The organism is Brachybacterium timonense (assembly GCF_900258505.1).
GTDB classification, from domain to species: Bacteria; Actinomycetota; Actinomycetes; order Actinomycetales; family Dermabacteraceae; genus Brachybacterium; species Brachybacterium timonense.
Map to the genome: position 1 here is coordinate 2,430,784 of NZ_LT984895.1, position 26,818 is coordinate 2,457,601.

Annotated in this window: 32 protein-coding genes and 1 pseudogene; 17 read left to right on the plus strand and 16 right to left on the minus strand. The window is 64.1% G+C overall.

Annotation, left to right across the window (positions count from 1 at the left end):
• Positions 1–3 precede the first annotated feature (3 nt).
• Both C8271_RS10750 and C8271_RS10755 read left to right on the plus strand, forming a co-directional pair.
• Positions 4–414, plus strand: a complete 411-nt coding sequence (locus C8271_RS10750) for a TOBE domain-containing protein (RefSeq protein ID WP_106507284.1) — start codon at positions 4–6, stop codon at positions 412–414.
• A gap of 30 nt (positions 415–444) precedes the next feature.
• Entirely contained in the window at positions 445–1,023 is a 579-nt protein-coding gene (locus C8271_RS10755; protein ID WP_106507285.1) for a 1-acyl-sn-glycerol-3-phosphate acyltransferase, read from the plus strand.
• An 8-nt stretch (positions 1,024–1,031) separates the two neighbouring features.
• Here C8271_RS10755 and C8271_RS10760 read toward each other — a convergent pair whose 3' ends face one another.
• Both C8271_RS10760 and C8271_RS10765 read right to left on the minus strand, forming a co-directional pair.
• Positions 1,032–1,592, minus strand: a complete 561-nt coding sequence (locus C8271_RS10760; protein WP_106507286.1) for a P-loop NTPase family protein — start codon at positions 1,590–1,592, stop codon at positions 1,032–1,034.
• A 3-nt stretch (positions 1,593–1,595) separates the two neighbouring features.
• Positions 1,596–2,108 (minus strand): phosphoribosyltransferase, encoded by a 513-nt coding sequence (locus C8271_RS10765; RefSeq protein WP_106507287.1) that lies wholly within the window; start codon positions 2,106–2,108, stop codon positions 1,596–1,598.
• A gap of 238 nt (positions 2,109–2,346) precedes the next feature.
• Between C8271_RS10765 and C8271_RS10770 the strand changes: the two genes are divergently transcribed.
• A complete protein-coding gene (locus C8271_RS10770; RefSeq protein ID WP_245921103.1) occupies positions 2,347–3,138 on the plus strand; it encodes a hypothetical protein in 792 nt (263 codons plus the stop codon).
• A gap of 137 nt (positions 3,139–3,275) precedes the next feature.
• Here C8271_RS10770 and C8271_RS10775 read toward each other — a convergent pair whose 3' ends face one another.
• Entirely contained in the window at positions 3,276–3,872 is a 597-nt protein-coding gene (locus C8271_RS10775) for a mismatch-specific DNA-glycosylase (protein ID WP_106507288.1), read from the minus strand.
• A 121-nt stretch (positions 3,873–3,993) separates the two neighbouring features.
• Between C8271_RS10775 and kdpF the strand changes: the two genes are divergently transcribed.
• Genes kdpF through C8271_RS10810 form a run of 7 tightly spaced genes read left to right on the plus strand, consistent with a single transcriptional unit; the run spans position 3,994 to position 12,334 of the window.
• Positions 3,994–4,080: a K(+)-transporting ATPase subunit F gene (gene kdpF, locus C8271_RS14515; protein WP_106507289.1), complete on the plus strand. Its 87-nt coding sequence runs from the start codon at positions 3,994–3,996 to the stop codon at positions 4,078–4,080.
• Between the two features lie 7 nt (positions 4,081–4,087).
• Positions 4,088–5,731, plus strand: a complete 1,644-nt coding sequence (kdpA, locus tag C8271_RS10785) for a potassium-transporting ATPase subunit KdpA (protein WP_106507290.1) — start codon at positions 4,088–4,090, stop codon at positions 5,729–5,731.
• Positions 5,728–7,776 (plus strand): potassium-transporting ATPase subunit KdpB, encoded by a 2,049-nt coding sequence (gene kdpB, locus C8271_RS10790; RefSeq protein WP_106507291.1) that lies wholly within the window; start codon positions 5,728–5,730, stop codon positions 7,774–7,776. Before kdpA ends, kdpB begins: the two co-directional genes overlap by 4 nt.
• 2 nt (positions 7,777–7,778) lie before the next feature.
• Positions 7,779–8,348 (plus strand): potassium-transporting ATPase subunit KdpC, encoded by a 570-nt coding sequence (gene kdpC / locus C8271_RS10795; protein WP_106507292.1) that lies wholly within the window; start codon positions 7,779–7,781, stop codon positions 8,346–8,348.
• 27 nt (positions 8,349–8,375) lie between these two features.
• Positions 8,376–10,901, plus strand: coding sequence for an ATP-binding protein (locus tag C8271_RS10800; protein WP_106507293.1), 2,526 nt, complete (start codon positions 8,376–8,378; stop codon positions 10,899–10,901).
• Positions 10,898–11,635, plus strand: coding sequence for a response regulator (locus C8271_RS10805; protein ID WP_106507294.1), 738 nt, complete (start codon positions 10,898–10,900; stop codon positions 11,633–11,635). The genes C8271_RS10800 and C8271_RS10805 overlap by 4 nt, the downstream gene beginning before the upstream one ends.
• 51 nt (positions 11,636–11,686) lie before the next feature.
• A complete protein-coding gene (locus C8271_RS10810) occupies positions 11,687–12,334 on the plus strand; it encodes a hypothetical protein (RefSeq protein ID WP_106507295.1) in 648 nt (215 codons plus the stop codon).
• A gap of 315 nt (positions 12,335–12,649) precedes the next feature.
• On the opposite strand, the gene C8271_RS10815 is transcribed toward C8271_RS10810, so the two are convergent.
• From C8271_RS10815 to C8271_RS14195, 3 genes are all read right to left on the minus strand, one after another.
• Positions 12,650–12,952, minus strand: coding sequence for a HigA family addiction module antitoxin (locus C8271_RS10815; protein WP_106507296.1), 303 nt, complete (start codon positions 12,950–12,952; stop codon positions 12,650–12,652).
• Positions 12,939–13,220, minus strand: a complete 282-nt coding sequence (locus C8271_RS10820; RefSeq protein WP_055089482.1) for a type II toxin-antitoxin system RelE/ParE family toxin — start codon at positions 13,218–13,220, stop codon at positions 12,939–12,941. The genes C8271_RS10815 and C8271_RS10820 overlap by 14 nt, the downstream gene beginning before the upstream one ends.
• A gap of 121 nt (positions 13,221–13,341) precedes the next feature.
• Positions 13,342–14,316 (minus strand): GNAT family N-acetyltransferase, encoded by a 975-nt coding sequence (locus tag C8271_RS14195; protein WP_245921104.1) that lies wholly within the window; start codon positions 14,314–14,316, stop codon positions 13,342–13,344.
• A gap of 512 nt (positions 14,317–14,828) precedes the next feature.
• On the opposite strand from C8271_RS14195, the gene C8271_RS10830 reads away from it, so the two are divergent.
• Positions 14,829–15,371, plus strand: a complete 543-nt coding sequence (locus tag C8271_RS10830; protein WP_106507297.1) for a DUF488 domain-containing protein — start codon at positions 14,829–14,831, stop codon at positions 15,369–15,371.
• Between the two features lie 438 nt (positions 15,372–15,809).
• Complete coding sequence (locus C8271_RS14200) at positions 15,810–15,938, plus strand: monooxygenase (RefSeq protein WP_245921105.1); 129 nt, start codon at positions 15,810–15,812, stop codon at positions 15,936–15,938.
• 93 nt (positions 15,939–16,031) lie between these two features.
• Here C8271_RS14200 and C8271_RS10840 read toward each other — a convergent pair whose 3' ends face one another.
• Positions 16,032–17,555: a SulP family inorganic anion transporter gene (locus tag C8271_RS10840; protein WP_106507298.1), complete on the minus strand. Its 1,524-nt coding sequence runs from the start codon at positions 17,553–17,555 to the stop codon at positions 16,032–16,034.
• Between the two features lie 197 nt (positions 17,556–17,752).
• Here C8271_RS10840 and C8271_RS10845 point away from each other — a divergent pair, with 197 nt between their 5' ends.
• From C8271_RS10845 to C8271_RS10875, 5 genes are all read left to right on the plus strand, one after another.
• Positions 17,753–18,136, plus strand: coding sequence for a MerR family transcriptional regulator (locus C8271_RS10845; RefSeq protein ID WP_016664134.1), 384 nt, complete (start codon positions 17,753–17,755; stop codon positions 18,134–18,136).
• 242 nt (positions 18,137–18,378) lie between these two features.
• Complete coding sequence (locus C8271_RS10850) at positions 18,379–18,885, plus strand: flavin-dependent oxidoreductase (RefSeq protein WP_245921106.1); 507 nt, start codon at positions 18,379–18,381, stop codon at positions 18,883–18,885.
• 27 nt (positions 18,886–18,912) lie between these two features.
• Entirely contained in the window at positions 18,913–19,272 is a 360-nt protein-coding gene (gene cmtR, locus C8271_RS10855; RefSeq protein WP_106507299.1) for a Cd(II)/Pb(II)-sensing metalloregulatory transcriptional regulator CmtR, read from the plus strand.
• Positions 19,269–21,161, plus strand: coding sequence for a heavy metal translocating P-type ATPase (locus C8271_RS10860; RefSeq protein WP_106507300.1), 1,893 nt, complete (start codon positions 19,269–19,271; stop codon positions 21,159–21,161). Before cmtR ends, C8271_RS10860 begins: the two co-directional genes overlap by 4 nt.
• Positions 21,162–22,572: 1,411 nt before the next feature.
• On the plus strand, positions 22,573–22,968 hold the full coding sequence (locus C8271_RS10875; RefSeq protein WP_106507303.1) for a VOC family protein: 396 nt from the start codon (positions 22,573–22,575) through the stop codon (positions 22,966–22,968).
• 103 nt (positions 22,969–23,071) lie between these two features.
• On the opposite strand, the gene C8271_RS10880 is transcribed toward C8271_RS10875, so the two are convergent.
• The 9 genes and pseudogenes from C8271_RS10880 to C8271_RS10915 form a co-directional block, all read right to left on the minus strand.
• Complete coding sequence (locus C8271_RS10880; RefSeq protein WP_342751947.1) at positions 23,072–23,635, minus strand: GNAT family N-acetyltransferase; 564 nt, start codon at positions 23,633–23,635, stop codon at positions 23,072–23,074.
• Positions 23,617–24,042, minus strand: coding sequence for a type II toxin-antitoxin system VapC family toxin (locus C8271_RS10885; RefSeq protein ID WP_106507305.1), 426 nt, complete (start codon positions 24,040–24,042; stop codon positions 23,617–23,619). Before C8271_RS10885 ends, C8271_RS10880 begins: the two co-directional genes overlap by 19 nt.
• The gene (locus tag C8271_RS10890; protein ID WP_106507306.1) at positions 24,039–24,272 is read right to left on the minus strand and encodes a FitA-like ribbon-helix-helix domain-containing protein; all 234 of its coding nucleotides are present in this window, start codon (positions 24,270–24,272) and stop codon (positions 24,039–24,041) included. Before C8271_RS10890 ends, C8271_RS10885 begins: the two co-directional genes overlap by 4 nt.
• A complete protein-coding gene (locus C8271_RS13720; protein WP_138774561.1) occupies positions 24,241–24,642 on the minus strand; it encodes a hypothetical protein in 402 nt (133 codons plus the stop codon). The genes C8271_RS10890 and C8271_RS13720 overlap by 32 nt, the downstream gene beginning before the upstream one ends.
• A gap of 373 nt (positions 24,643–25,015) precedes the next feature.
• Positions 25,016–25,279 (minus strand): alpha/beta fold hydrolase, encoded by a 264-nt coding sequence (locus C8271_RS14205; RefSeq protein ID WP_245921107.1) that lies wholly within the window; start codon positions 25,277–25,279, stop codon positions 25,016–25,018.
• Positions 25,280–25,293: 14 nt separating this feature from the next.
• On the minus strand, positions 25,294–25,650 hold the full coding sequence (locus C8271_RS14210) for an alpha/beta fold hydrolase (protein ID WP_245921108.1): 357 nt from the start codon (positions 25,648–25,650) through the stop codon (positions 25,294–25,296).
• A gap of 150 nt (positions 25,651–25,800) precedes the next feature.
• A pseudogene (locus C8271_RS10905) lies at positions 25,801–26,100 on the minus strand (HigA family addiction module antitoxin).
• Positions 26,101–26,148: 48 nt separating this feature from the next.
• The gene (locus C8271_RS10910) at positions 26,149–26,487 is read right to left on the minus strand and encodes a HepT-like ribonuclease domain-containing protein (RefSeq protein WP_106507308.1); all 339 of its coding nucleotides are present in this window, start codon (positions 26,485–26,487) and stop codon (positions 26,149–26,151) included.
• Positions 26,471–26,779, minus strand: a complete 309-nt coding sequence (locus tag C8271_RS10915) for a nucleotidyltransferase family protein (RefSeq protein ID WP_106507309.1) — start codon at positions 26,777–26,779, stop codon at positions 26,471–26,473. The genes C8271_RS10910 and C8271_RS10915 overlap by 17 nt, the downstream gene beginning before the upstream one ends.
• Between the last annotated feature and the right edge of the window lie 39 nt (positions 26,780–26,818).

Here is a 26,818-nt window from a genome sequence, read left to right on the forward strand (position 1 = left end):
GGCATGTCCGCCTATCGCATCAGCACCGCCGCCCGACTGCTCGCCGTTTCGGATGACACCGTCCGCCGCTGGGTGCAGCAGGGGCGGCTGACGGTTCAGGAGTCTGCGACCGGCCCGCAGCTCATCGACGGCGCCTCACTTGCGGCTCTCTGTCAGGAGATTGCTGCAGAGCAGTCTATCGACGGCATGGATACCGGAGCCGGTCGTCGTTCAGCACGCAACCATCTCACCGGGCTCGTCACCGCGATCCGCTCCGATCCGGTGATGTCGCAGGTGGATGTGCAGTGCGGCCCGTTCCGCGTGGTCTCGTTGATCTCCACGGAGGCGGTGGCGGAGCTCGGGCTCGAGGTCGGTTCCCTCGCCACCGCGGTGGTGAAGGCGACGAACGTGTCGATCGAGCGCGCCGAACGCTGAGGTGGCGTTCGCTCCATTACCGTAGGACGCATGATCCGCGGACTCATCGGCCGAGCCTTCTGGGTGGTGAGCCCGTGGCGCCTTGTCACCACGCAAGCCCCGCCAAGGCCGACGGTTCTGATCGGCGCTCCCCACACCTCGAACTGGGATTTCGTCATCATGCTGGCGATGGCGTGGCGGCTCGGTGTGAGGGTGCGCTGGCTGGGCAAGCACACGTTGTTCCGCGGCTGGGCGGCACCGTTCTTCCGTGCCGTCGGCGGTATTCCCGTGGATCGCACGAATCCGGCCGACGTTGTCGATCAGGTGGTCGAGCGCATTCACAGCGGCGCCGTGTTCGGTCTCGTGATCACGCCCGACGGCACGCGCACCAACACCACCGGATACTGGAAGTCCGGTTTCTACCGGATCGCCCGGAAGACCGGTATGCCGGTGACGCTCGGCTACGTCGATCGCACGACGATGACCTGCGGGCTCGGCCCCACGTTCGAGCTGACCGGGCGTGTCGCGGAGGATATGGATCGCATCCGCGCGTTCTACGCCGACAAAGCCGGGGTGAAGCCCGAGAACCGGATCGAGCCACGACTGCGGGACGAGACCGGCACGATCTGAACGTGTGCTCACCGACTTGCTGCGAGCTCATCCAGAAGACGATCAAGGTCAGCCGGCCGTGCGAGACGCAGCACCGCGGGCCCATCGGCAGCGGCCTGCCAGGTGCGCAGTCGTGCCCGTTTGCGGTGGAAGCTTCGGTGGTGCCACAAGAGGATCGACTCGGGGCCGAGCGCTCGCGCGAGCGTCTCGGTATTCCCGTTGCACACGCGATGGCGGCGCAGTATCCGCGCGGCCGTGCGTCGCAGCAGGCGTCCCAGCGTGAGAGGGCGGCTGTAGTCGAGCGCGACGATCACCTGGGCGCGCGCGAGGATCACATCGGACCACGACCTATAGGCAGAGTCCACCACCCAATACTCGGTCTCGGCGAGCGCGGCGGCGAGTTGATGCTGTTCATCGGCGGGACGCTGAGTCCACTCCGGCAGCCAGCCGATCTCGTCATCCACCAGATGCACCGGCAGGCCCAGCACCTCGCCGAGCCGCGCGGCAGCAGTGGATTTACCGCTGCCCGTGACACCGTGGCAGAGCACACGCTGGGCACTGCGCAGGTCCGCTGTAGACGCGGTGGGCATGGTTCAGTGTTCGTTGGCAGTGACGGGTGGCAGCGCCGACCAGGGGAAGACGATCCATTCGTCGGTGCGGCGCCACACGAAGTCGGGGTCCACCACGGAGGCCGACTTCGCGTAGATCACGGCGCTGCGCGCTTCGGCCCCCATGCCACGCAGCAGGTCGAGCACGAGTGCAAGGGTGCGGCCGGAGTCGGCGACGTCGTCGACCACCAGCAGGCGTTTGCCACGGATCGCGTCAACATCGAGCATCGGGGCGAGCAGCACCGGGTCGGGCAGGGTCTCGTGAACGTCGGTGTAGAACTCGACGTTGATCGCATCAGCGAGCTTGACGCCGAGCGCGTAGGACAGCGCACCGGCAGGCAGCAGTCCGCCGCGGGCCACAGCGATCACGATCTCAGGGGTGTAGCCGGAGTCGACGATCTGCTGGGCAAGCTCACGGGAGCTCTGCCCGAACGTGTCCCAGGTGAGCACCTCCTTGGAGGCGAGATCCGACGAGTCGGCATGGAAGGCCTGCGCCATGAGAGCTCCTTGCGCTGGGATGGTACGGGGCGGCACCGTGGCCGCGGGCCTTGATCGTACCGATCCTGTGTGCAGGGCGGGACACGCGGGCGATGCGCGCTGCAGAGGCGATGACGGTTCTCCAGCCGGTCGCGGCGATCCAGGGCTACCCTGAGCTCAGCAGATGATCATTCTCGGGCATTGCCCGGCTGACGGCGGTGTCACCGAGCAGTCGCGATGCGCGCGGAGAGGGGCAGCCATGGCAGCACGACGCCACCGCCCTGCGCGCTCCCGGCATCCGCATCGGCCGCTGGAGGGTGAGCTGATCGCGCCAGCGCCAGCGGTGCGGATGCCGCGTCGGCGCGGTCGATGGCTCACCCGGGATGTGCCGTTCTTCTTCGGGTGGTCGTCTGCTCTGTCCACGTTTCTCGTGTTCGGCATGGGGTCGCTCGTGGGTGGCAGCGGGCTGCTCGTCCCGGCGGCGGGGGCGCTCGGTGTGGGCGCATTCGTCACTGGCGGCCTCGCGTTTTTGCTGCGCAACCGCCGGCCCGCCGCGCCGCCGTATCGGGCGCTGGTGGACGGTATGCCGGAGTCCACACGCTCGGTGCTCGAGTCCGCAGCAGGGTCCGTGCTGCAGCAGCGCCGACGGATCGCCGCTGCCCAACACTCCACGCCCCACCCCGCCGTGCGCCCCGTGCTCGACCACGCCGATGTTCTGCTCGCCCGTGTGGACGCCCTGGTGCGTTCTCCCGCTGTGCAGTCGCGTCGGCCCTACGAACCCGACGTGCTTCTGCTCGAGGGCATGGCCGAGCGTTACCTGCCCGAGCTGCTCGGCGCCCTGGAGGAGAACCAGCGGTATCTCGCCTCGACGTTCACCCCGCAGTCGCAGCAGCAGGCGTTGGCGAACCTGGGTGTCATCGAACAGCAGCTTGCTCAGCTGGACGCCGGGGTGAATCGGATCGAGTCGGATCTCGTGCAGGGGTCCACCCGCTCTCTGGATGTGCAGACGGATTTCCTGCAGCAGCGACTGCACGGCGACTCAGTGCACTGAGCTCATGGGCTCTCGGCCGAAACACGCCTTCGTGGTCGGGCGACCCCGCACTGCACGGCGCCCCGACGGTGTCATGCCGACGGACGTCCTCACCGCACGCGACGCGGAGCGTCACTGACCACGAGCGCGCGATCGCCTCAGATGATCCCCGCCGCATGACCCACCTGACGCCACCAGTCGGCGAGCACCGGCAACGGGGCGTGGGCATTCAGCCCGCTGGGTTGCGGCAACACCCACACCTCGGCTTCTGCGATCTCCCGGTCCTGTTTACCGAGCACGGCGTTCTTGTCCTCGAAGGCGGTGCGGTAGGCGGTGATACCGAGGATCGCGATGACTCTCGGTGAGAGGCGCTGGGCGAGCTGCTCCAGTTGCACGCGCCCGGCACGCAGTTCCTCCGCGCTCAGCTCGGCGGCACGGGCACTCGCCCGGCCGACGATGTTCGTCAGGCTGAAGCCCTGCGCGGTGAACGTGGCGAGGTCGTCATCGCCAAGGCCCCGGCTCGCGTCGACCCGGTGCGGCATCAGTCCGGCCTCGGCAAGCGAGGGCCAGAACCGATTGGCGGGATGCGCGAACGGGGCATTGACGGCAGCGGTCCACAGCCCCGGGTTGATGCCGACGATCAGGAGCTTCGTGTGTTCGGCGATGACGTCGTCGATTGTGGCGTTCTCGAAGCCGGCGAGCTCGTCCCGGGTGGGTCGCCTGCCACCGAGCGGGGATCGTCGTGCAACGGTCATGGGTCGAGCGTAGCGATGGACGCTCACACCTCAGCACTGCGGCGTCAAGGACGCGTTAAGACGCCTTAAGAACGGATCCAGAACGGGCCTACGGGCCGCGGCGAGGAATGAACTGGGGCGCATGATCCAAGACATCGTCGGAGCGCTCCTGGGATTCGCCATCGTGGCCTATCTACTGTTCGCGCTCACCCGACCCGAGAAGTTCTGAGGCCGCCATGTCGCCTGCACTCGCCACCACGTGCGCCCTGCTGCTGGTCATCGGTTGCCTCGCCGTCGTGCATGTGCCTCTCGGCAGCTATATGCACCGCGTGTTCGCTGACTCGCACCATACCCGCACCGAACGCTTCATCTATCGCCTCGTCGGCGTCGATCCCGACAAGGAGATGCGCTGGACGTCCTACGCGATCGCCGCGGTCGCCTTCGGCATCATCTCCGTCCTGGGCCTCTTTGTGCTGATCCTCGTGCAGGGTCTGCTTCCGTGGTCCTTCGGACGCTCACAGGACTGGCACACCGCGCTGAACACCGCGGTTTCCTTCACCACGAACACGAACTGGCAGAGCTACGGAGGGGAATCCGGCGCCGGGTACGTCGTCAGCATGGCTGGCCTCACGGTGCAGAACTTCGTCTCCGCCGCCACCGGCATCGCCGTTGCCATCGCTCTCTTTCGTGGTATCGCCCGGTCTTCGGCTGACACCATCGGGAATTTCTGGGTTGATCTCGTGCGTGCGAGTCTGCGGCTCTTGCTCCCGATCTCCGTCGGCGGCGCTGTCCTGCTGATGCTCGGCGGCGTGCTGCAGAACCTTGCAGAGCCGATGACGGTGACGACGGTAAGCGGGGAGCAGCAGACCATCCTCGGCGGTCCTGTCGCCTCGCAGGAAGTGATCAAGCTGCTCGGCACCAACGGCGGGGGTTTCTTCAACGCCAACTCCGCGCACCCCTTCGAGAACCCCAATGCCTGGACGAACCTGCTGGAAATCCTGCTGGTGCTCTGCATCCCCTTCTCGCTGCCGTATACCTACGGCCGTTTCGTTGAGGACCGCCGCCAGGGCCTGGCGCTGACCGCCGTGATGGGAATTCTGTGGGCTGGCTCGGCTGCACTGCTGACCGGGGCAGAATTCAGCTGGGCCAACGGCGTCTTCGCGATGGAAGGCAAGGAGACCCGCTTCGGCACAGTCTGGACCGCACTGTTCGCCACGACAACAACGGGCACATCCACGGGCGCCGTCAACGCTATGCATGATTCCTTCAGCCCCTTGGGCGGCGGTCTGGTGATGTTCAACATGATGCTCGGCGAGGTCAGCCCCGGAGGCGTCGGCACCGGCATGTACAACATGCTGACCCTGGCGGTTCTGACGGTCTTCATCGCTGGCCTCATGGTGGGTCGCACACCGGAGCTGATGGGCAAACTGGTCGGCCGACGTGAGATCACGCTCGCCGCCCTCTCGACGATCACCATGCCCGCCTTGGTGCTCGGTTTCACCGGCGCGGCCGTGCTTTTGCCGGGAGTTCGAAGCGCCATGGCCAACACCGGTGCTCATGGACTGTCCGAGGTGCTGTACGCCTACACCTCCGGCTCGAACAACAACGGCTCCGCCTTCGCGGGCCTTGCCGCAGATCAGCCGTACCTCAACCTCACCGTGGCGGCCGCCATGTTCCTGGGCCGGTTCATCCCGATCGTGTTCATGACTGCCCTGGCTGGCTCTCTCGCCGCCCAGCAGCGCCGCCCGAGAACCGAGGGCACCATGCCAACGCACAACGTCACGTTCTGTGTGCTGCTGACCGTCATCATCCTCATCGTCGCGGGCTTGACGTTCCTGCCCTCGCTCGCGCTCGGCCCCATCGCGGAGGCACTCGCATGACCACGAATCACCCACCGAAACGCTCATTGAGCACGCTTGCTATCGCGAGCCTGCCCGACGCTTTCCGCAAGCTCGATCCTCGGCATCTGGTGCGACAGCCTGTGGTGTTCGTCGTGTGGATCGGCGCTGTCCTGACCACCATCTTGACTGTTCTTGAGCCAACGCTGTTCTCTATCAGCGTGACCCTCTGGCTGTGGGCCACGATTCTGTTCGCGAATCTGGCCGAAGCCATCGCCGAGGGCCGCGGTAAGGCGCAGGCCGCAACGCTGCGCCAGACCCGCACGGACTCGGTGGCGCGTCTTGTACAGGCCGACGGCTCAGAGAAGCAGATCCCCTCGGCAGAGCTGACGATCGGTGACCGTGTGGTCGTCGAGGCCGGCCAGCAGATCCCGGGCGACGGCGACGTCATCGAGGGCGTCGCTACCGTCGACGAGTCAGCTATCACGGGCGAGTCCGCACCCGTCATTCGGGAAGCCGGTGGCGACCGGTGCGCTGTCACCGGCGGCACGACCGTGCTGTCGGACAGGATCATCGTCCAGATCACTGCCAAGCCGGGCGAGACCTTCATCGACCGCATGATCAGCCTGGTCGAGGGTGCCGAGCGTCAGAAAACCCCGAACGAAGTCGCGCTCGGAATCCTTCTCACGACGCTCACCATCCTTTTTGTGCTCGCGGTCATGGCGATCCAGCCAATGGCCATCTACTCCGGGCACCGGCTCTCGCTGATCGCACTCGTCGCTCTCCTGGTGTGCCTCATTCCAACGACCATTGGGGCGCTGCTGAACGCCATCGGCATCGCAGGTATGGATCGACTGGTGCAGCACAACGTCCTTGCCATGTCCGGCCGAGCTGTCGAAGCAGCGGGCGATGTCTCGACCCTGCTGCTGGACAAGACCGGCACCATCACTTTCGGCAATCGGCGCGCGACCGATGCTCTCGCCGTGGACGGGGTCGACCGCACCGAACTCATGCACTCTGCCTGGCTCGCATCACTGGCTGACGAGACACCAGAGGGCCGCTCCATCATCGACCTGGTGGAAAAGGCCGGGTTGGCCGGCACCGAGAACGCACAGACGCTGGTTCATCGGGGTGCACAGTTCGTTCCGTTCACCGCGCAGACCCGCATGTCCGGCGTGGATCTGCCTGATGGCACCCAGGTCCGCAAGGGTGCAGCCTCAGCGGTGGCTGCCTGGGTCCGGGAGGCCGACGGGCACGTCGACGCCTCACTTGACGCGCAGGTCGAGTCGATCTCTCAGGCCGGCGGCACGCCGCTGACCGTCGCTCTGCGTCTGCCTGGGCAGTCTCCACAGGTGATGGGTGTGATCCAGCTCACCGATGTTGTCAAGCCTGGCATTGCCGAGCGGTTCGCGCAGATGCGCCGCATGGGTATCCGCACCGTGATGATCACGGGCGACAACCCGCTCACGGCAGCCGCCATCGCGAAAGAAGCCGGTGTTGACGACTATCTCGCTGAGGCCACGCCTGAAGACAAAATGCGTCTCATCGAGAAGGAACAGTCCGGCGGCCGCCTGGTCGCGATGATGGGCGACGGCACCAACGATGCTCCAGCACTCGCCAAAGCCGACGTCGGCGTTGCGATGAACACTGGCACGTCAGCGGCCAAAGAGGCCGGAAATATGGTCGACCTCGACTCGGACCCCTCGAAATTGCTGGATATCGTCGCCATTGGCAAGCAGCTGCTGATCACACGGGGCGCCCTGACGACGTTCTCCATCGCCAACGATCTCGCCAAGTACTTCGCCATCATCCCGGCCATGTTCATCGCGATCTTCCCTGGCCTGGGTGCTCTCAACGTGATGGGGCTGCACTCGCCCGAATCAGCCATGCTGAGCGCGGTCATCTTCAACGCGATCATCATCGTGCTGCTCATCCCGCTCTCGCTGAAGGGTGTGCGCTATCGCCCGCTCTCGGCTTCCGCGTTGCTCAACCGCAACCTGCTCATCTACGGCGTCGGCGGCATCATCGCGCCGTTCATCGGTATCAAACTCATCGACCTCTTCGTTCAGCTCCTTCCAGGAATGTGATCATGAGTATTCTTCGTCAGTCGGTCACAGCCGTCCGTGCACTGTTTGTCCTCACCGTCATCCTCGGAATCGCTTACCCATTCGCCATGCTTGGTGTCGGACAGGCTGTACCGACTCAAGCGAACGGTTCCCTGATTCGCATCGACGGAAACGTTGTGGGTTCAGCGCTGCTTGCCCAGCCAGCAACAGGGCCTGAATGGTTCCAGGCCCGTCCCTCGAGCGGCGACTGGGCTGGGGACGCCTCCGGAGGCAGCAACCTCTCCCCCACATCTCACGACCTCCTCGCCGCTCGACACGAGCGCGAGCATGCTCTGCTCGCCCAGAACCCCGACGCACCTGGGCCGGTGCCGGCGGAAGCCCTCCTCGCTTCCGGCAGCGGCCTGGACCCGCATATCACCCCTGCTTACGCTGCGTGGCAGGCACCACGGGTCGCGGCAGCCCGGGGATTGTCTCTCACCCACGTGCAGCATCTGATCGACACGCACACCGATCGGGCGTTCCTCGGGTTCCTGGGCACCGACACCGTGAATGTCACAGAGCTGAACGTCGCCCTGCGTGAAATGTCGCGTTGAGTCGTCAGGCACGGTGACAATCTGCTCATGACTCGAGGACGACTGCGCATCTATCTGGGTGCCGCACCCGGCGTCGGCAAGACCGTTGCCATGCTTGCCGAGGGGAAACGGCGCGCGGATCGCGGCGCCGACGTCGTGGTTGCTCTCGTGGAGACCCACGGCCGTGAGTTCACCCAGGCTCAGACAGAGGGCATGGAGGTCATCCCCCGGCGCCATGTGACGTACCAGGGGGCGACGTTGAGCGAGATGGATCTCGACGCCGTTCTGGCCCGACACCCTCGCGTGGCACTCGTCGACGAGCTCGCCCACACCAACGCCCCCGGCTCGCGTCATGAAAAACGCTGGCAGGACATCGACGAGCTGCTCGACGCCGGCATCGACGTGATCTCCACGGTGAACATCCAGCATGTTGAGTCGCTCAATGACGTCGTCACGTCGATCACTGGCATCGTGCAACGGGAAACCGTTCCCGACCGCGTGGTGCGCACAGCGCAACAGATCGACCTCGTCGATATGTCACCAGAGGCACTGCGGCGGCGCATGGCACACGGGAACATCTACTCCCTTGACAAGGTCGAGGCGGCCCTGGGGAACTACTTCCGGGTGGGCAACCTTTCTGCGTTGCGGGAGCTCGCGCTCCTGTGGCTCGCGGATCGCGTGGACGAGGGGCTTCTCGGCTACCGCGCTGATCACGGCATCGACCACAGCTGGCCGGCGCGGGAGCGTGTTGTCGTAGCGCTCTCGGGTGGGCCCGAAGGCGAGGTGCTGCTGCGTCGTGGCGCACGCATCGCCTCACGCGGCGCTGGCGGCGAAATGCTCGCGGTGTACGTGACCCGTTCCGATGGCCTTTCCGGCGCGAGCATGCCTGACGTCGCACGTCTGCATCGGCTCACCGAGGAGCTCGGCGGCAGTTTTCACAGCGTCACGGGCGCTGATGCCGCCGCGGCGATTCTCGATTTCTCGAAGGCCTCGAATGCAAGCCAAATCGTGATCGGCACGAGCCGTCGGCCGCGGTGGCAGAGGTATCTCTCGCGTGGGATCAGCGACCGCATCATCGACGCCTCTGATGAGGTCGACGTTCATGTGGTCACACTTGCCCGCGCCGCATCGGGCTTTCGAGCGTTGCGCCGACGCTCGCTCTCGCCAAGGCGCCAGGCTGAGGGGTATGGGCTTGCGCTCGTCCTCCCAGCCCTCGTCACCGTGCTCTTGCTTGGCCTTCAGGAACACACGTTGGCGCTGACCATCCCGCTGTACATGCTGGTCAGCGTGGTCGTTGCCCTTGTTGGTGGGATGTGGCCCGCCGTCCTGGCGGCGGTCGTCGGCTCGCTAGCTGGCGACTGGTTTTTCGCACCGCCCTTCGGCACATTCACGATCCAGCACCCAACGAACGCGGCAGCCCTCGTCGTCACCGTGATCGTGGCTGTGCTGGTCGCCTCGCTCGTCAACGTCAGTGCCCGACGCGCAGCAGCAGCCATCAACGCACAGAACGAAGCAACCGCCATGGCGGGCCTTACCAACGTGTTGCTTGGCTCCACCGATCAGCTCGCACTTCTGTTGGACCGATCCGTCGAAATGTTCCACCGCACGGGGGCCGCTGTGGTGGAGAAGGACGACGCGGGCCACCCCAGCGAGATCATCCATGCAACCGATGGTTTCGACCCGTCGGCCCTCGAGGCAGGCGCCCATGAACCCATCGATTCCCACCATGATCTGGTTCTCCAGCCAGCCGATCTACCTGCTTCACAGCAGCGCCTGGTCAGCGCCTTCGCCGTATATGCGGGAGCGATTCTTCAACGACGCGAGCTCATGGCGTCAGCGGCCGCAGCAGCCGAGCTCGCTCGCGACAACAGCGCCCGCACTGCGCTGCTCTCTGCTGTCTCGCATGACCTGCGCACCCCGCTGGCCGGAATCAAGGCCGCCATCGAGAGCTTGCGAAGCACGACCGTCACCTTCGAGCCTGAAGACGAGGCGGAGCTGATGGAGTCGATCGAATGCAGCGCAGACCGCCTCGATGATCTCATCGGCAACTTGCTCGATATGTCCCGCTTGCAGGCCGGGGCGCTGGTCGCCACGCCGGCCACGTGCGACCTAGGCGAGCTTCTGCCCGAGTACCGTGCCATGCTGAGCGCTCCGCAACGATGCACCCTCGAAGTCGGCCCGACTGCCCGCAACGTGGTTGTTGACGCTGGTCTTTTGGAGCGGGTGGTCATGAACGTCGCCGAGAACGCCCTGCGCCACCAGCCCACTGGTCATATCGAGATCACGAGCCGACGCACAGATGATGTGGTCCAGATCTGCGTCGTCGACCATGGGCCGGGCATCCCGGCCGCGGACCGCGACCTCATCTTCGAACCGTTCCAGCGCCGCGGGGACGCCCCCGGCAGCGACGGGGTGGGGCTCGGGCTCGCCGTGGCGCGCGGTCTGACTGAGGCGATGAGTGGCGTTCTGCACGTCAGTGACACCCGTGGTGGGGGCCTTACCATGGTGATCTCGCTGCCCACTCGGCCCGGTCAGCGGGTCACGCCCGAGGATGCGCAGGAGGATGACGCATGACGCGCGTGCTGGCCGTTGACGACGATGCCACGATCCTGCGCACTCTTCGGATCAACTTGAAAGCGCGTGGTTACGAGCCGATCGCCGTCACCTGTGGGCGCGATGCTCTCAGCGAGCTGGTTGATTCTGAACCAGATCTGGTGATTCTCGATCTGGGGCTGCCGGACCTTGACGGCACCGACGTTTTGCGCCAGATCCGCCGTACCTCGACCGTGCCGGTGATCGTGCTCTCGGCCCGCCACGACTCCGACGACAAAGTCGAAGCCCTGGACGAGGGCGCCGACGACTACGTCACCAAGCCGTTCGGGATGGAGGAGCTCATGGCACGTGTCCGCTCCGGGCTGCGGCGCGGCGGGCAGACACTCGCCACTGTCCCCCCGTTCGAGACAGACCATGTGGTGCTCGATTTCAGCGAATCGCACGCCACGCGTGACGGCGTGGCTGTTCACCTCACCCCCACCGAGTGGCGGATGGTGGCCGAGTTGGCTCGTGCTGAGGGCCGGCTGGTCCGGCACGATGCCCTGCTCAAGGCCATTTGGGGCCCCTCCTACGGGCGTGAGCTCAACTACCTGCGCGTCTATGCCAACCAGATCCGTCGCAAGCTGGAGCTGGATCCCGCCCATCCAGAATTGCTGATCACCGAACCCGGGGTGGGATATCGACTCGTCCGGCCCTCGTCACGGGCCCTGCTGCCGGATGCACACGCGCTTGACGGCTCCGGCGAGACTCCCTAGCCTCCCGTCAGGAGACGGCCGCTCGGTGACCGTCGTGTCGACGGAGTTGCGATGACGATGCACCCGCCTCAGGGCCTGCCACCGCAGGACATCGTGGTGTTTCCGGTCCGTGGCCGCTCTTTGCTCCAGTTGCTGGTGGCGCTCATTGTGGGCGCGGTGTTCTTCGGCATCGCCGTGGCGATCGTGTACGCGGTCGTCACCACCGGTGAGTGGATGTTCCTTATCGCGCTGCCGGTCATGGCGCTGGCCTTGATCGGCCTGTTCATCGACCAGTCAAAGAATCACCGCCGCGCTCGCACAGTTCGCCATAGCGAACCAGTGCTCGTGGTGAACAGTTATGGCATTGGAGACAGTCATCTGCACATTCCGTGGAGCGTAGTGCGCAGCGTCCATACGCGGGCCGCTCCGAGCAGGAGGTCGCCCGCTAACGACGGGTTGGGTGGAATTCTCGCGGAAAAGTTGGTCGCCTTCTCTGGCGTGCTCGACGGCGAGTTCCTGCTGGTCATCGACACGACGCATCCCCCACCGCCGCACCTCGCACAGCGCGGCGCATCGACGGTACGCGGCAACCACGTCGTGTACGACCTGGGCACAGCGATCCCGTCAGCCAGGTGGAAACCGTTGGAGCGAGCGATCACGCAGTACGCGGCCTGGCGGGGCGTGCCGGTCGGCGGCAGCGGTGTGCCGCCGCGGTCCTGAAGCCGGCGTGCAGCGTCGTTGATGTCCCGATCAGCAGAGAAGACGATCGCCGCCTCACCTGCATAACGCGGGGCCTCACAAACGCGGCACGGTGAACCGGAGCTCGACCGAGTTCTGGCAACGGCGACCATCACGGGGAACTGAGCGATGCTGTCTCAGAAACGCGACGCAGCGCGTCCTGCCTGACGAACGCGATGCCGCTTGGCCGGGCTACCAGGATGGCTTTGGCCAGGCTCGACTTCCCGCTACCGAAGCTACCGTGGATGATGACCAGCCAAGAGCCCTCCGAGCCGACGACCGTCGAGCTCGCGGAACTCATGCCGACAGAAGAGGCCTGATCGCTGCGATCTGCTCCCCTGCACGATCCTCTGCACGGTCGAGCTCATAGTGGCTCTGCAGGTTGATCCAGAACTCCGCCGACGTGCCGAAGTACTTCGCGAGCCGCAGCGCGGTGTCGGCAGTGATGCCCCGCTTGCCGTGCACGATCTCATTGATCCGCCGCGGCGGAACCCCGATCGAGACGGCGAGCTTGTTCTGCGTGATGCCGAAGCCCCGGATGAAGTCCTCCATGAGGACCTCCCCCGGGTGGATCGGCTTGATCCTGTCAGTGGTAGTCAACGATCTGCACCTCCTCGGGTCCGGCGTCGCTCCACACAAAGCAGATACGCCACTGGTCGTTGATCCTGATGCTGTACTGCCCGGCCCGATCACCCTTGAGGGCCTCGAGCCGGTTGCCGGGCGGGACCCGGAGGTCCTCGAGAGACTCCGCAGACCCCACCTGACGCAGCTTGCGCAGTGCGACGCGATGGATCCTCGGATCGATGGACCGCACGCGCTCACGACGCCACAGCCGTTCGGTCGCCTTGTCGCCGAACGATCTGATCATGGAGCCAATCTATAACGGGGGCCGTCATTAACGCTAGACGTTATACCTGAACTCAATCGAGTTACGGCACCGAAGAGCATGACGGATCACCACAGCCCAGGTCGTGAGGCCCAACGATCCTTCACAACGGCATGACCATGAACAAGCAGGGGTTGTCATCACCCCACAGATCAGTCTCCTCCAACGGCAGGAAACCGCACTTCTCGTAGAAGCGGCGGGTGCGGGCGTATCCAGCGTCGGAATGCGACGGCCCCAAGGTCTTCACTTGGAGCAGCCGGACACCATCGGCGCGGGAAGCGGACGCCACGGCCCTGAGCATGGCCGATCCAACGCCCCGACCATGCCGGGCTCGGTCAACGACCATGAGGTGAATGTCGGCGGATACCGGGAAGTCGCGGTCGACCAAGGTCACGCCGACGACCTTTCCGTGTTCGTCGCGCACAGACCACGTCTCCATGTGCCGGGCAGCGTCGATGTACTCCTGATTCGCTTCTTCCAGGCCGAACCACTCCGGGACTGTCGCCAAAAGCCGCGCGACGTCATCCGGAAGCTGCGTGTCTCTGCGGCACTCCCAGAGTGATGGACGAGGACGCAATGCGCACATCTTCACGCTGTCCCAGCGTCGGCCGTTCCATGACCGTGCCTCGGGAATCCGGCCACACTCGACGAAACCGCATCGTCTCGCTGAGGCGATCATCCTCTCGTTGCCTGACCACGTCTGAAGGGTGACGACGTGAGCGTCAGTCTCGTCGAAGATCAGGTCGAGCCACTGGGTGAGCGCCGCCCGGCCGATACCTCTCCCCCACCAACGTGGGTTGAAGACCACGATGCCAAGCTCCCACCAGCCGCCGCCTGCGGGCTCCTCCTCGAAGCGCGAAACAAAACCAACAGGCTCTCCAGCGACCTCGATGATCCGACGATCATGACTGCCTAATCCTGCACGTTGCCGCTGATCAAACTCCTCACGGCTGGGGTTCACAGGGGCCTCGAAGTAGGGCCCATCCCACAGCTTCCACTCGGCATCCGGCGTCGCGTGCTGCCAGGCCCACAAAAAGTCGAGATCATCGGCACTCACCGGCCGGAGAGTCACATTCACTGCGCCAGCCTACCTCGGCCGAGACTGGAGACATCAGGCGCTTTCGTCTCTCGCCCAGATGGCGAAAGCGCCGCCGCTCGACGGCTCGGCAGACCGGAACTACACGTTGAACCTAAATTCGACGACGTATCGTTGCAAAAACACCTTCTCATTCGTGAATAGCAGCTAAAAACCACCACACCCCGCTATGTGCGGCAAAGATAGAGTGCACACCAGGTAGCCTCAGCCCCGCTCCTCGTGCAGCGGCATCCTTAAACAAGACATACATGGGATTCGCCCCACATACGATTAACTCAGGCTTCCGATGTCGCCCAAGCGATCCGTTGAAACTTAACCGAACGGTCCGTGCGGAATACTCGGCCATAAATGGGATTTATACGGCGGAAAGGTGGGCGCGAATGCATCAAACGTCCTGTCTGCTACCTCCGCGTTCTACCGGTCCGACCACCTGCCGATGCACGATACCTGGACGCCAATGTTGGTGTAACCGCTTGACGCGTAGCATTGGCGACATGCGCATTTTCACCGTGGGCCACTCCAACCTCGAGTTCGAGGACTTCGCTGAAATGATCAAGGCTGCCGGTGTGGCATCCATCGTGGATGTGCGCAAGCTGCCCGGGTCCAGGAAGTACCCGTGGTTCAACGGCGACCCCCTTGCCGAACACCTTCCTACATGTGGCATCACTTACAGCAGAAGTGAGGGCCTCACCGGGCGGCGCAACGTGTCCCACTCGGTGCCTTTTGAGGTTAACGGCAACTGGCGTAACCGCAGTTTCCACAATTACGCCGACCATGCGCTGGGCGGGGAGTTCTCGGACGCGCTCTCGCAGCTACGGGTGAACGCCGCCGAAACCCCCACCGCGATCATGTGCTCCGAGGCGGTGTGGTGGCGCTGCCACCGGCGTATCATCGCCGACCACCTCATCGCCCGCGGTGACGAGGTTGGCCACATTATGGGCCTGGGGGCAGCCGGGGCGACGGTGAACGAGGCAACGCTCAACGACGGCGCAGTCATCGGCAACGATCTCCTCGTGCGCTACCCCGAGCGGAACTAGCGCGTACCCCAGAGGCCAGGGGTGCGGAAACTCGGACTATGCCTCAGGCGCGACCTACGCCTTGTATTCATGGAGCGCCCGCCCCTTATGAGCAGCAGCATCGGAGGCACACCAGCGGATAGCACGCTCAAACGAGCTTTAGGTTAGGAAATCTGAACCCCTCAATCTAAGAAGACCACCGGGAACCCCGGTAGTGCCCCAAAGCATCGAATCGAAAACTTGCTACCGACTTGCCACGGACCTAGACGTTGAACTTGAAGTCCACGATATCTCGTTACAAAGTCACTCTCTCGTTAACACCACCAAAAGGAGCGTTATCCAATGAAGCGTTCCGATTCTTAAGCTTCGGGCATTACGCCTTCGGTGGCCAGCGCGGGTCATCCGCGGAAAAGATCGCCAAGACTCATCTGGATCGCCCAGGCTGCGAACGAAATCGGCGTGAACGACGCGTCCTTTCGAGTCCACCACTTCGTGCCGCAGGCCTCCGCCCCGATGCCGCTGCTCGGTGCTGTCGCGGCCACCACCAAACACATCGAGGTGGCCACCGGTGTCATCGACATGCGCTAGCGCATCTCATGGTTGTGACGTTGGATAGCGGCTGCCGCCCGCGGCTGCGCCGCGGTTGCCCCCGACGTGACCGACTGGCCCACCTGAGCCCTGTCAGTGACCGTTGCCGAGTCCTCCCGTGAGTCGGGCGTGGAACGCAGTCGTGAACTCGTTCATCCCGACGAGCTCGACCGCCTTGCCGTGCTGTTCGTATTTGGTCTCGATTGCGTCGAGCGCCACGACGGTGGAGGCATCCCAGATGTGGGATCTCGTGAGGTCGATGATGACTCGGTCAGGGTCGTCGGCGTACTCGAACATGGTGGTGAGGTCGTTGCTGGAGGCGAACAGGAGCTGACCCTCGACTGTGTAATGCGCGATCCGAGCGCCATCCTGTTCAGTGATCTCACGCCTGACGTCGATGAGGTGGGCGACGCGGCGCACGAACATCACAGAGGCGACGAACACGCCGACGACGACACCGACGGCGAGGTTGTGGGTGGCGACGACGACGGCGACGGTGATGACCATGACGGTCGTCTCACTTTTAGGCATCCGGCGCAGGGTGGAGGGCTTGATGGAGTGCCAGTCGAAGGTACCTACGGAGACCATGATCATCACCGCGACCAGCGCCGCCATGGGGATGATCGCAACGATGTCGCCGAGGACGACGATGAGGGCCAAGAGGAACACACCTGCGAGGAACGTCGAGATGCGGGTGCGGGCCCCGGACGCCTTCACGTTGATCATGGTCTGCCCGATCATCGCGCAACCACCCATGCCGCCAAACAGGCCGGAGAGCAGGTTCGCGACGCCCTGCCCCCAGCTCTCCCGGGTCTTGTTCGAGTGGGTGTCGGTCACATCGTCCACGAGCTTCGCCGTCATGAGCGATTCCATCAGGCCTACCAGCGCCATCGCGAGGGCAAACGGCGCGATGATCGTGAAAGCCCCCCATGTCAGCGGCACATTCGGTATGAACAGCTCGGGAAGGCTGCGCGGCAGCTCACCCTTGTCGCCGACTGCGGGTACGTTGATCGAGAAGACGACCGCGGCGGCGGTCACCAGAGCGATCGAGACCAGTGGGGCCGGTATGACCTTAGTGATCTTCGGTATGAAGACCATGATCAGCAGCCCGACCGCGACGAGGGGGTAGACCATCCAGGGCACGCCGATGAGTTCGGGCACCTGTGCCATGAAGATGAGGATCGCCAGCGCGTTGACAAAGCCGACCATGACGCTGCGCGGGATGAATCGCATGAGTCTGGCGACTCCGAAGACGGCGAGGAGGATCTGGAAGACCCCAGCCAGAAGCACCGTCGCGATGAAGTAGTCCAAGCCGTAGTCGCGGGCGACGGGGGCGATAACGAGAGCGATAGCGCCCGTCGCCGCGGTGATCATGGCGGGTCTGCCACCGAGGAACGCGATGGACACTGCCATCACGAATGAGGAGAACAAGCCCGCACGTGGATCGACGCCCGCGATGATCGAGAACGAGATCGCCTCGGGAATGAGCGCCAGCGCCACGACCAGGCCTGCGAGAACTTCGCGAGTGAGGATGCGCGGGGTCTTCAGTGCGGTGAGCACCGACGGTTCGGGCCGGTACCGACCCTTGTCTTCTTTGGTCGCAGTGGGCAAGGCCATGCGGTACCTCCATCTGTTCAGGGCGGCGCTCTCAGGCCAGGAGCGGAGAATGTCTGGTGGTGCGCGACAACGTGCGGCTTCGCCTGGCGATAGATCGCCACGGCGGAGGCATGTCCAGTCTCATGTGGACACGAGAGTCAACACTAACGTAACGTGAGAGTTGTGTCGAACTGAGACGATGAGATGAGGAGGCCCCCGTGCCCGAAGCGGGAATGATGCACATCGGAGAGCTGGCTGAGCGGACAGCTCTGTCGCAGCGCACCATCCGCCACTACGACGAGATCGGACTCTTGACACCCTCCGGACGCTCCGAGGGCGGGTTCCGGCTCTACACTGAGGGCGATCTCGGCAGACTCCTGCTGATCCGGCGCATGAAGCCACTGGGATACTCGCTCGATCAGATGGGCGACCTACTCCGGGCGCTCGACGGCGCAGATGGCGTCGGTGCTGCCGCCGAGAGCGCCCGGCGGGCGCTGAACGATTTCCGCACCGACGCGGAGGAACGCCGCGCGAAGCTTGCCAAGCAGCTTGACGCCGCTGACGAGTTCATCGGCCTGCTCGCCGCGCACTCCTCGGACTGAGTCGAAACAGACACACGATGCGCTATCTGTGCCAGCGAGGCCACTTCGAAGCGTTCATGGCTGCAGTGGACGGCAACGGATTCGCCACCGCCGCACCGCTGGACCGGCAGTAGCCCAACATATTCCAGCCCGGCTCCGCCCTGCCGGTCGTCCCCATGGTGCCCGAGCTGCGTTAGCACATTTCCTACGGCTCCGGCACCCACGCTTCTGTCGAGCAAACCGCCGAGGACGGACTCAACCTGATGTCGTCCACTCTGGTCTCCGAGACCAACGCCGAGCCCCTGAGCGAAATCCAGGCAGACCAGATCAGTCGCTACCGCGCCGCATGGAAGACGGCGGGCCATGCTTGGACGCCGCGCGCGTCGGTTTCGCGCTCCGTCTTCCCCATCGCTGACGGCGCGGACATGCAGATGTTCGGCATGCAGGCCACCGGCTCCGATCAGCTGGGCATGCTTCCCGACGTCGGCGCCTCCACCTTCGGTCGCACCTTCGCCGCTGAGCCCGACAAGCTCATTGAGCAGCTCAAAGCCGATCCCGCCGTCATGTCCGCCGACGCCCTGCTCATCATCATCCCCACCGGGATGGGCGTGGACGTCAACGTGAAGATTCTGGAGAACCTCGCCGCCCACGTCGCTCCCGCGTTGAGTGGCAACCGAACCACAAAGGATCAGTCATCTGCTATCCCATCGAGTAACTCCTGCAGGTCGCAAGCTCTTCGCTTCAATGTCAGTTCAGTGCGTTTGCGATAGTTCAGTGGACACTGTATAGTTCAGCACATGCTGACTATTGCTTCACGCCTCGACGTCATGAACCGGCTCGGCCGGGCCATGGCGGATCCGACGCGCTTCCTAATCCTGATGGCCTTGCTAGACAGCCCGAGCTACCCGGTCGTGCTTTCGCGCGACCTGGACCTGACCCGCTCGAACGTCTCGAATCAACTGAGCTGCTTGCGCGATTGTGGCATCGTCGTCGCCGAGCCGGAGGGCCGCAAGACTCGCTACGAAATCGCCGATCCGCACCTCGCGGCAGCGCTCGACGCGCTAGTGAACGCGACGTTGGCTATCGACGAAAACGCCCCGCGCATCGCCCCCGAGTGCTCGGTGCCCGGCTGCGGCGAGAAAGGAGCGGACGCATGAGCTCGGCGTGTGGATGCGAACACGAACCAGCCGCGGAGATCGAAGATCTCGATCGGCCTTGGTGGAAGGACCCCGAGTTGCTACTGCCGATCTTCTCCGGCGTAGCCCTCATTACAGGACTGGCGCTGGATTGGTCCGACTTGGAGGCGCCCGCGACGGTGCTGTTTTGGGTCAGCCTGCTGTTGGGCGCGTACACGTTCGCGCCTGGAGCGATCCGGAACCTTGTCACGAAGCGAAAGCTCGGCATTGGTTTGCTGATGACGATCAGCGCGGTCGGCGCGGTGATCCTTGGTTTCGTCGGAGAGGCCGCGGCGCTGGCGTTCCTGTACTCGATCGCCGAGGCGCTTGAAGACAAGGCGATGGACCGGGCCCAAGGCGGACTGCGGGCACTGTTGAAGCTGGTACCGCAAACCGCGACCGTGCTGCGCGACGGTACGACGGCCGAGGTCGCTGCGAAGGACCTTGAGGTTGGCGAGCTCATGGTCGTACGCCCCGGGGAGCGGATCGCCACGGACGGCATCATTCGGTCTGGGCGCTCCAGCCTTGACACCTCAGCGATCACCGGAGAATCCATTCCGGAGGAGGTTGCGCCCGGCGACGAGGTGCCCGCGGGAGCAATCAACTCCGCCGGCGTTCTGGAGGTCGAGACGACTGCAGCTGGAACGGACAACTCACTGACCACACTCGTGGACCTGGTCGAGCAGGCGCAGGCGGAAAAGGGCGACCGCGCCCGGATCGCCGACCGGATTGCCCGCCCCCTAGTGCCCGGGGTGATGATCCTGGCGGTGCTGGTCGGCGTGATCGGCTCGCTGCTCGGCGACCCCGAGACGTGGATCACCCGTGCATTGGTGGTCCTGGTCGCAGCGTCGCCGTGCGCGCTGGCAATCTCCGTGCCTCTGACGGTCGTGGCCGCGATCGGGGCAGCCAGCCAGTTCGGAGTGATCATCAAGTCTGGCGCAGCGTTCGAGAGACTCGGCGGCATCCGCCACCTGGCAGTGGACAAAACCGGAACCCTTACCCGCAACCAGCCTGAGGTTACCGGAGTGATCCCGGCAGACGGATTCGATCGGACGCAGGTGCTTTCCTTCGCGGCGGCAGTTGAGCAGCAATCGACGCACCCCCTCGCCGCGGCGATCGTGGCAGCGGAGCCCGAAGCGCCCACCGCCTTGGATATCAGCGAGGAAGCCGGTCATGGCATCGGCGGCACCGTCAAAGGCCGACGGGTACTTGTGGGCAGCCCCCGATGGATCGACGCCGGGCCACTGAAGGCGGACGTTGAGCGCATGGAGTCCGAAGGCCAGACCTGCGTCCTAGTCACCGTCGATGACGCTCTCGCCGGGGCGATCGGGGTGCGCGACGAGTTGCGGCCCGAGGTGCCCGATGCCGTGCAGTCCCTGCACGCCAACGACGTGGAAGTGAGCATGCTCACCGGCGATAACACTCGCACCGCCCGGGCGCTGGCTGAAATCGCCGGAATCGACGACGTGCGCGCCGAGCTGCGACCGGAGGACAAGGCAAGCATCGTCGCCGAACTCTCCTCCAAGACGCCGACGGCGATGATCGGCGACGGCATCAACGACGCGCCGGCACTGGCGGGCGCAACGGTGGGCATCGCGATGGGAGCGACCGGCTCTGACGCCGCGATCGAGTCCGCCGACGTCGCCTTCACCGGCCACGACCTCCGGCTAATCCCGAAGGCACTGCAGCACGCCCGCCGAGGCAGCAGGATCATCAACCAAAACATCGTGCTGTCTCTGGCCATCATCATCGTGTTGATGCCACTGGCGATCAGCGGTGTTCTGGGCCTGGCCGCCGTCGTGTTGGTTCACGAAGTTGCCGAAGTCATCGTGATTTTGAACGGCCTGCGGGCTTCGCGAGCGAAACGCTAAGGCTGTGACCGGCAAGTCTCATAAGGGTTAAACCACACGCCAAGCGAACGTACCTTGGGCCAGGCACGTCATTCGAATTCTCGGTCCGTCTCCGTGGAATCGGGATCGTCCTTGGCGGCCTGGCCCTTCTCGCTGCGTGCGGGCACGGGGGCCGTGAGCGAGCCCCCCGGCACGTGCCCCATCCGGTCAAGGGCCTCCGAGCGCTCCGCGTCTCGAACGCAGATCGTGGAAGGATCGAACTGCTGAGAGACCAAGCGTCATTGCAAAACTCTTTCCGGCCCGCAATTTGATTAGTTCAGCGGCCTTATACCGCGGACACTCATTCGAAGTGCTGCCGAGCTTCATCGACACGGCCACCGACTACCTGGGCAAAGTGTTTGACAAAGGACCCCACACCCTTCAGCGTTGCCGAGCCCTCGCCGGTCCAGTTGCCGTAACCGACCACATGCAGATTCTTCACCGCGGTTTCGCAGCCGCGCATGAGGCGGCGGGATGGACGAGGGCCGAACGACAACCAGTGCACCCGATCAGGTGGTCGTGGTCGAGCTCGCTCTAGCTATCGAGGATGGGAGTAGGTGAGCTAACCGGGGTTGAGGAGCTCACGTAGATGAGGGAGCGCGATAACGCCTCCGAGGTTTGAGCCGGAATCGCCGCCGAGAATCCGGCGGCAGCTGCGAAAAGAGAGATCGCGGCCACCGACATCACCAGGCATCCAGCGCGACCGCTCGAGTGTGAACCATGTGACCTCCGACGGCGGTCGAATCGAGGTCGAACATCCCTCCCACATGGAATACGCAACGAACGTGCACTGGACGCCTAACCGCGAGGCCATACCGTCGTTCGTAGCTTTCCAGATAGTCGGTGGCATTGCGTGCCGGCGGGTACTCAGGGTATTGAGGTAGAGGCCAACCGGGCAGATTGGAGAACTCCGCGGCGGAGAAGTGCCTCTGTGAAGGCCACGCGTGCAACCACGCACCGCCGGGTTCGCCTTGGTTGTCTCAGGCCGAGAAGTCCACTTTGAAGCGCCGCAGGTAGTATGCCGTAGCTAGGCCGGACGGGCCACCATCGACGGCGATCGCCGTGTGATGCTCAGCCCATCGATCACCCCTCCGTAGTCTCCCGAATGCACAGGGAGGGGAGCTTGGCAGCGTTAGTAAATAACCCCCATCGCGCTCTCGATTCCACAATCCTTCAGCGCCCTTGTCGGCGAACGAATGGATCGCGCTTCAACCTACCCCCAATAACGCGAAGCGTCATTGATGCCCCGCGTTACACGTTAAACCGGAACTCGACCGAGTGACGAAACCGTTGAGCGAGATAGATCAAGCGTGCACAGGCAGTAGAGGGATGCAGCAGGACGGCCGCTAGCTAAGGACCGAGAGCCTCCGACAACCTGGCCTAAACTCCACATATGACCAACCCCGTGCACCACATAGAGTTATGGACCACCGACCTGCACGCGTCCGCAGCTTCTTTCGATTGGCTCCTCCCCCTACTCGGGTGGCAGGCCCAGCACGATCCAAATTGGCCACGAGGAAGGACGTGGACTCACCCAAGCGGGGCATACGTGGTGCTGGAAGAGTCGCCTGCTATCACGGGCCCACACGACCGCATGCGAGCTGGACTGAATCACCTCGCCCTCCGCGCGAAAGATCGAACACTTCTCGATGAACTTCAACGGCAGTGCTCACGCCACGGGTGGACTGAGTTGTTTGCCGACAAGTACCCACACGCTGGCGGGCCTGAGCACACCGCTCTCTTCCTCGAAAACAGCGAGGGCTTCGAGGTTGAGATCGTTATTGAGTGAGTAGCGCACCGCATCTGCGGCTGCTCGTCATGCGGGACCGAATTTACACATTGAACCCAATTTCGACCGTGTTCCGGAACAGAGAGCCGACTTCAGCCAGCGGCTACCAAGCCCGCCCCCGCAGGTCGATGTCTCCGTCAGGCCACATCTCGAGCGGGGCGACCGACAGGACCGGGATAGGCGGGCCAGGCTCTTGCACGACAGGTTCGCCTTCGCACCCGACCGACCTCTCGCACGCACGGATCCTCGTCCACCCGCATGACTCGTAGAACGGGACGACCTGCTCTCGACACCCCAAGTATCCGAACGCGACGCGGCTACGATCGCGCATCGACTGCGCTGCCCAGCTCATGAGTTCGCTCCCGAAACGCATCCCTCGTGCGTCAGCGGAGACCAAGACTCCGCCGACTCCCGCGATCGCGAGGGTCTCCGTGCCAACAGTGATCTCTCGGCGTCCCCATCCCACGTGGCCGACCACGCGACCTTCGATCCGCGCCATGATGTGCACATCGTGTGGCGCGTAGCCATAGGGCAGGTGCGGATCCCACTCTCCGAACTCCTGATACTCGTTGTCGAAGAGCTGCCGAAGCCCGCACAGATCAGCCTCAGTGAGATCCTGGTGGGCGAGGACCTCGATCGAATGATGCTTCACGCGTCCACACTCCACGGGTCTACGATCTTGACGCCGGAGTACTGGAAATCATTCGCATTGCGCGTCGCGCACACTGCCTCGTGTGCTAGGCAGATCTCGGCGATCTGGGCGTCGGCGGTACTGACCGGCGCGCCTGCTACCTCACGCGACGCCAGCACCTCCGCGTATCGCTCCGCCGCGTCAGCATCGAATGCGAGCACCGACCGGCTCCACCGATACGGCGCTACCGCTTCCTCGATCCTCTGTGCCAGCTGGTCTTTGCGTCGGCTGTCTGGGAGCCTTCGAACGCCGGCAAGCAGCTCCGCAAGGGTGATGGAGGTGATCGCGACGTCACCCGTCAGAGACACGAGCCACTCGACGACGCGAGGCTCCGGAGAGGGCCGAAAGATCTCCGAGATGACGTTCGTGTCGAGGACGATCATTCGAAGTCCGCCGCCCTTGCGGCATCGTCGCGCCTTGGAACCGGCAGCTCATCGACCCCACTGACATCCTGCGCCACGGACAGCAGAGCCATGCCGATATGCGGCCTGCGTGCAGCTTTGGTCAGAATGTCGCGAACCTCGGCTTCCATGGACCGGCCATGCTCCTTCGCCTGTGCAGCGAGCTGCTGCTTCACGGCGTCATCGAGACCGCGCACGATGATGGATGACATCGGTGATCACCTCCTGTGCTATCAGCAATGATAGCGCTGATCGCGCGGCCACACCTGTGATCACAGACGAGGACGCCCGCCCTCCATGAAGGAAGCCGGGGCGTCCTCTGCGCCGGAGCTGCATCTCGATCACTGCCAGCGCATGATCCCGATTCGCCACGACCCTCTCCAGCTGACGGTTCGCCAGCACCCGGCGCGGGGCAGAACCCAGGACCAGGACATCGATATCGTTCGGGAACAGGCCCGCCTCGCCGGCTCGCCGGGCCGCCCAGCAGCCATAGATCAGCACGCGCTCGACCCCTTCCATGCCGTCGAACTGTTCGCGGAGGAGGGGAACGGCACCATAGGTGGCGTCGATGATCTCGCGCATGGGCCTGAACAGCGGGTGCTCGTCATCGGCTCGCACACGTCGATTGCGCCCCTCATGACGGTCACGAAGGATTCCGCTTGCCACGAGGCGCCCCACCTCACGATGAACCACGGGGCCGCTGACGCCGGTGCGTCGACCGAGCTCAGCTAGCGCGAACTCCCGGTCGGGATGCCCCAGGGACTTCGCAAGGATCGCCCTGATCCGTATCGGAGCGTACGAATGAGGTCAGCTGCGAGCCGGGAACCTTCACAGAACGAGAAGACATCTTCCGCTTATGGGAATCGTCAATAGTGCAAGCCACACGTTGAAGCGGAACTCCATGACGTTCCGGCACGGCGCACCATCAGCGCCCACTGGCGTGCGTCCCGTTGATTCACTCGCGGGCCAGCCAGCGACTGAGCACGTCGATCCACATATCGAAGGCGTCGAGGTGCGCGTCATGGCTACCGCCATCGAGATCAATCCTGTCTGTCTGGGACCTCCGCCGGATCAATGCTTTCCGATCGTCGTTGCCGAACATCCCATGCTTCGCGAACACCGCGAGTGTCGGGACCGTCAGAGCCTCCCACTCGTCCCAGCGGGGCTCATGCACCGTCTCGATCACGCGCTGCATGACGGCGGCGTCGAAGCGCGGCACGAGGCCATGATCCGTCAGTTCGAAGTCTGCCACCCAGGCATCGACGATCGCGTCCCCGCCGAGGAACTCTCTCGCCGCGGCTTGTTCTCGAACGGCACTGGCCACGACGCGAAATACCTGCCGAGCTGTGCGGCCTCGCCCGGATCATCGCTCCCCTTCACGTGCCCTTCCAGCATCACGAGCCCTTTGACCAGGTCTGGTCGCGCCACCGCGACGAGGAACGCGGTATGGGCTCCCATCGACTGCCCGAACAGCACCGCGCGCTGCCCAGGGACGAGCTCCTCGAGCACTGCGACGATGTCTCCGACGAAGGCATCGCGCGACAGGTCATTGGGAAGCCGTGTGCTCGCACCGTGCCCCCGCTGGTCCACGAGTAGCACCCGATACCCGGTAACGCTTGCGCCGTTGGCAGCAGCTCGCGTGAGCTCCCCGCGAGACCGTGCAGCAGTACGACGACGGGGCCATCGCCACCGAGGTCAGTGACCGCGATCGAGACACCGTCGGGGCGCTGCACTGCACGATTAATCATGCTGCAGTGCCTTGATCTCGTTCACCTGATCGGCCACGCGTTCCTGTGCCAGCTCAAGCTGCTAGCGACTCTGCAGATTGAGCCAGAACTGCGGTTCTACTCCAAAGAACCGCCCCGGACGCAACGCCGTGTCGGCCGTGATACCCCGCTTGCCATGCACGATCTCGTTGATCCGCCGCGGAGGAACACCGATAGACACGGCGAGCTTGTGCTGCGTAATGCCGAATCCCTCAATGAAATCTTCCATCAGAACCTCGCCAGGGTGAATCGGCACGTAGAGCTTCTCAGTCATGATGCACCTCAGTGGTAGTCCTCGATCACCGCGTTCTCAATGCCGACGTCACTCCTCGAGCAGCATCGCCAACCGAGTAGCGAGCGGAGACAGCCGCATATCCACCACGGCCCACACGATCGCGTGATCCACAATGCCGTACTCATGAGCGATGATGTTGCGCATCCCGATGATCTGCTCAAGGTCTGGCACTTCGGCTGCGGTCTGGGCATCGGTGCGACGCAGACGGTTCAAGGCTTCACCGAGAATCTCCAGCTGTCGCTCCACTGCCGATTGCACGAGCAGGTTGACCTGAAATTCGGTAGCGTCGATTCCGTCGACGAAGGACAGGGCAGCCAAGCATGCCTGGCGGGCATCCCACAAGTGAGCCTTAGACGTTGGCAACATAGACAGTTTCTGCCTGGCTGAGGGCCGACTCACGGAAGTATGGATTGCGGATTGCTCGCTTCACGACGAGATCGACATCGCGCTTGACGATGGCGCGAAGATCATCGCGCAACGCACAGAAGTCCTCGAACGGATCCGGCCGATCGGGGAGGAAAACGACAAGGAAGTCGATGTCACTGTCGGCGCCAAATCCTCCGGTGAGGACGGAGCCAAACAGCGCTAGCTCTGCCACGCCATGGCGCTCAGCGGCGCTACGGATCGCGTCGAGGTCTACGCCAGCAGTGACAGTCATGGGGCCAGTATCCCATCACTGCCTTCCCGCGAAGTGGCA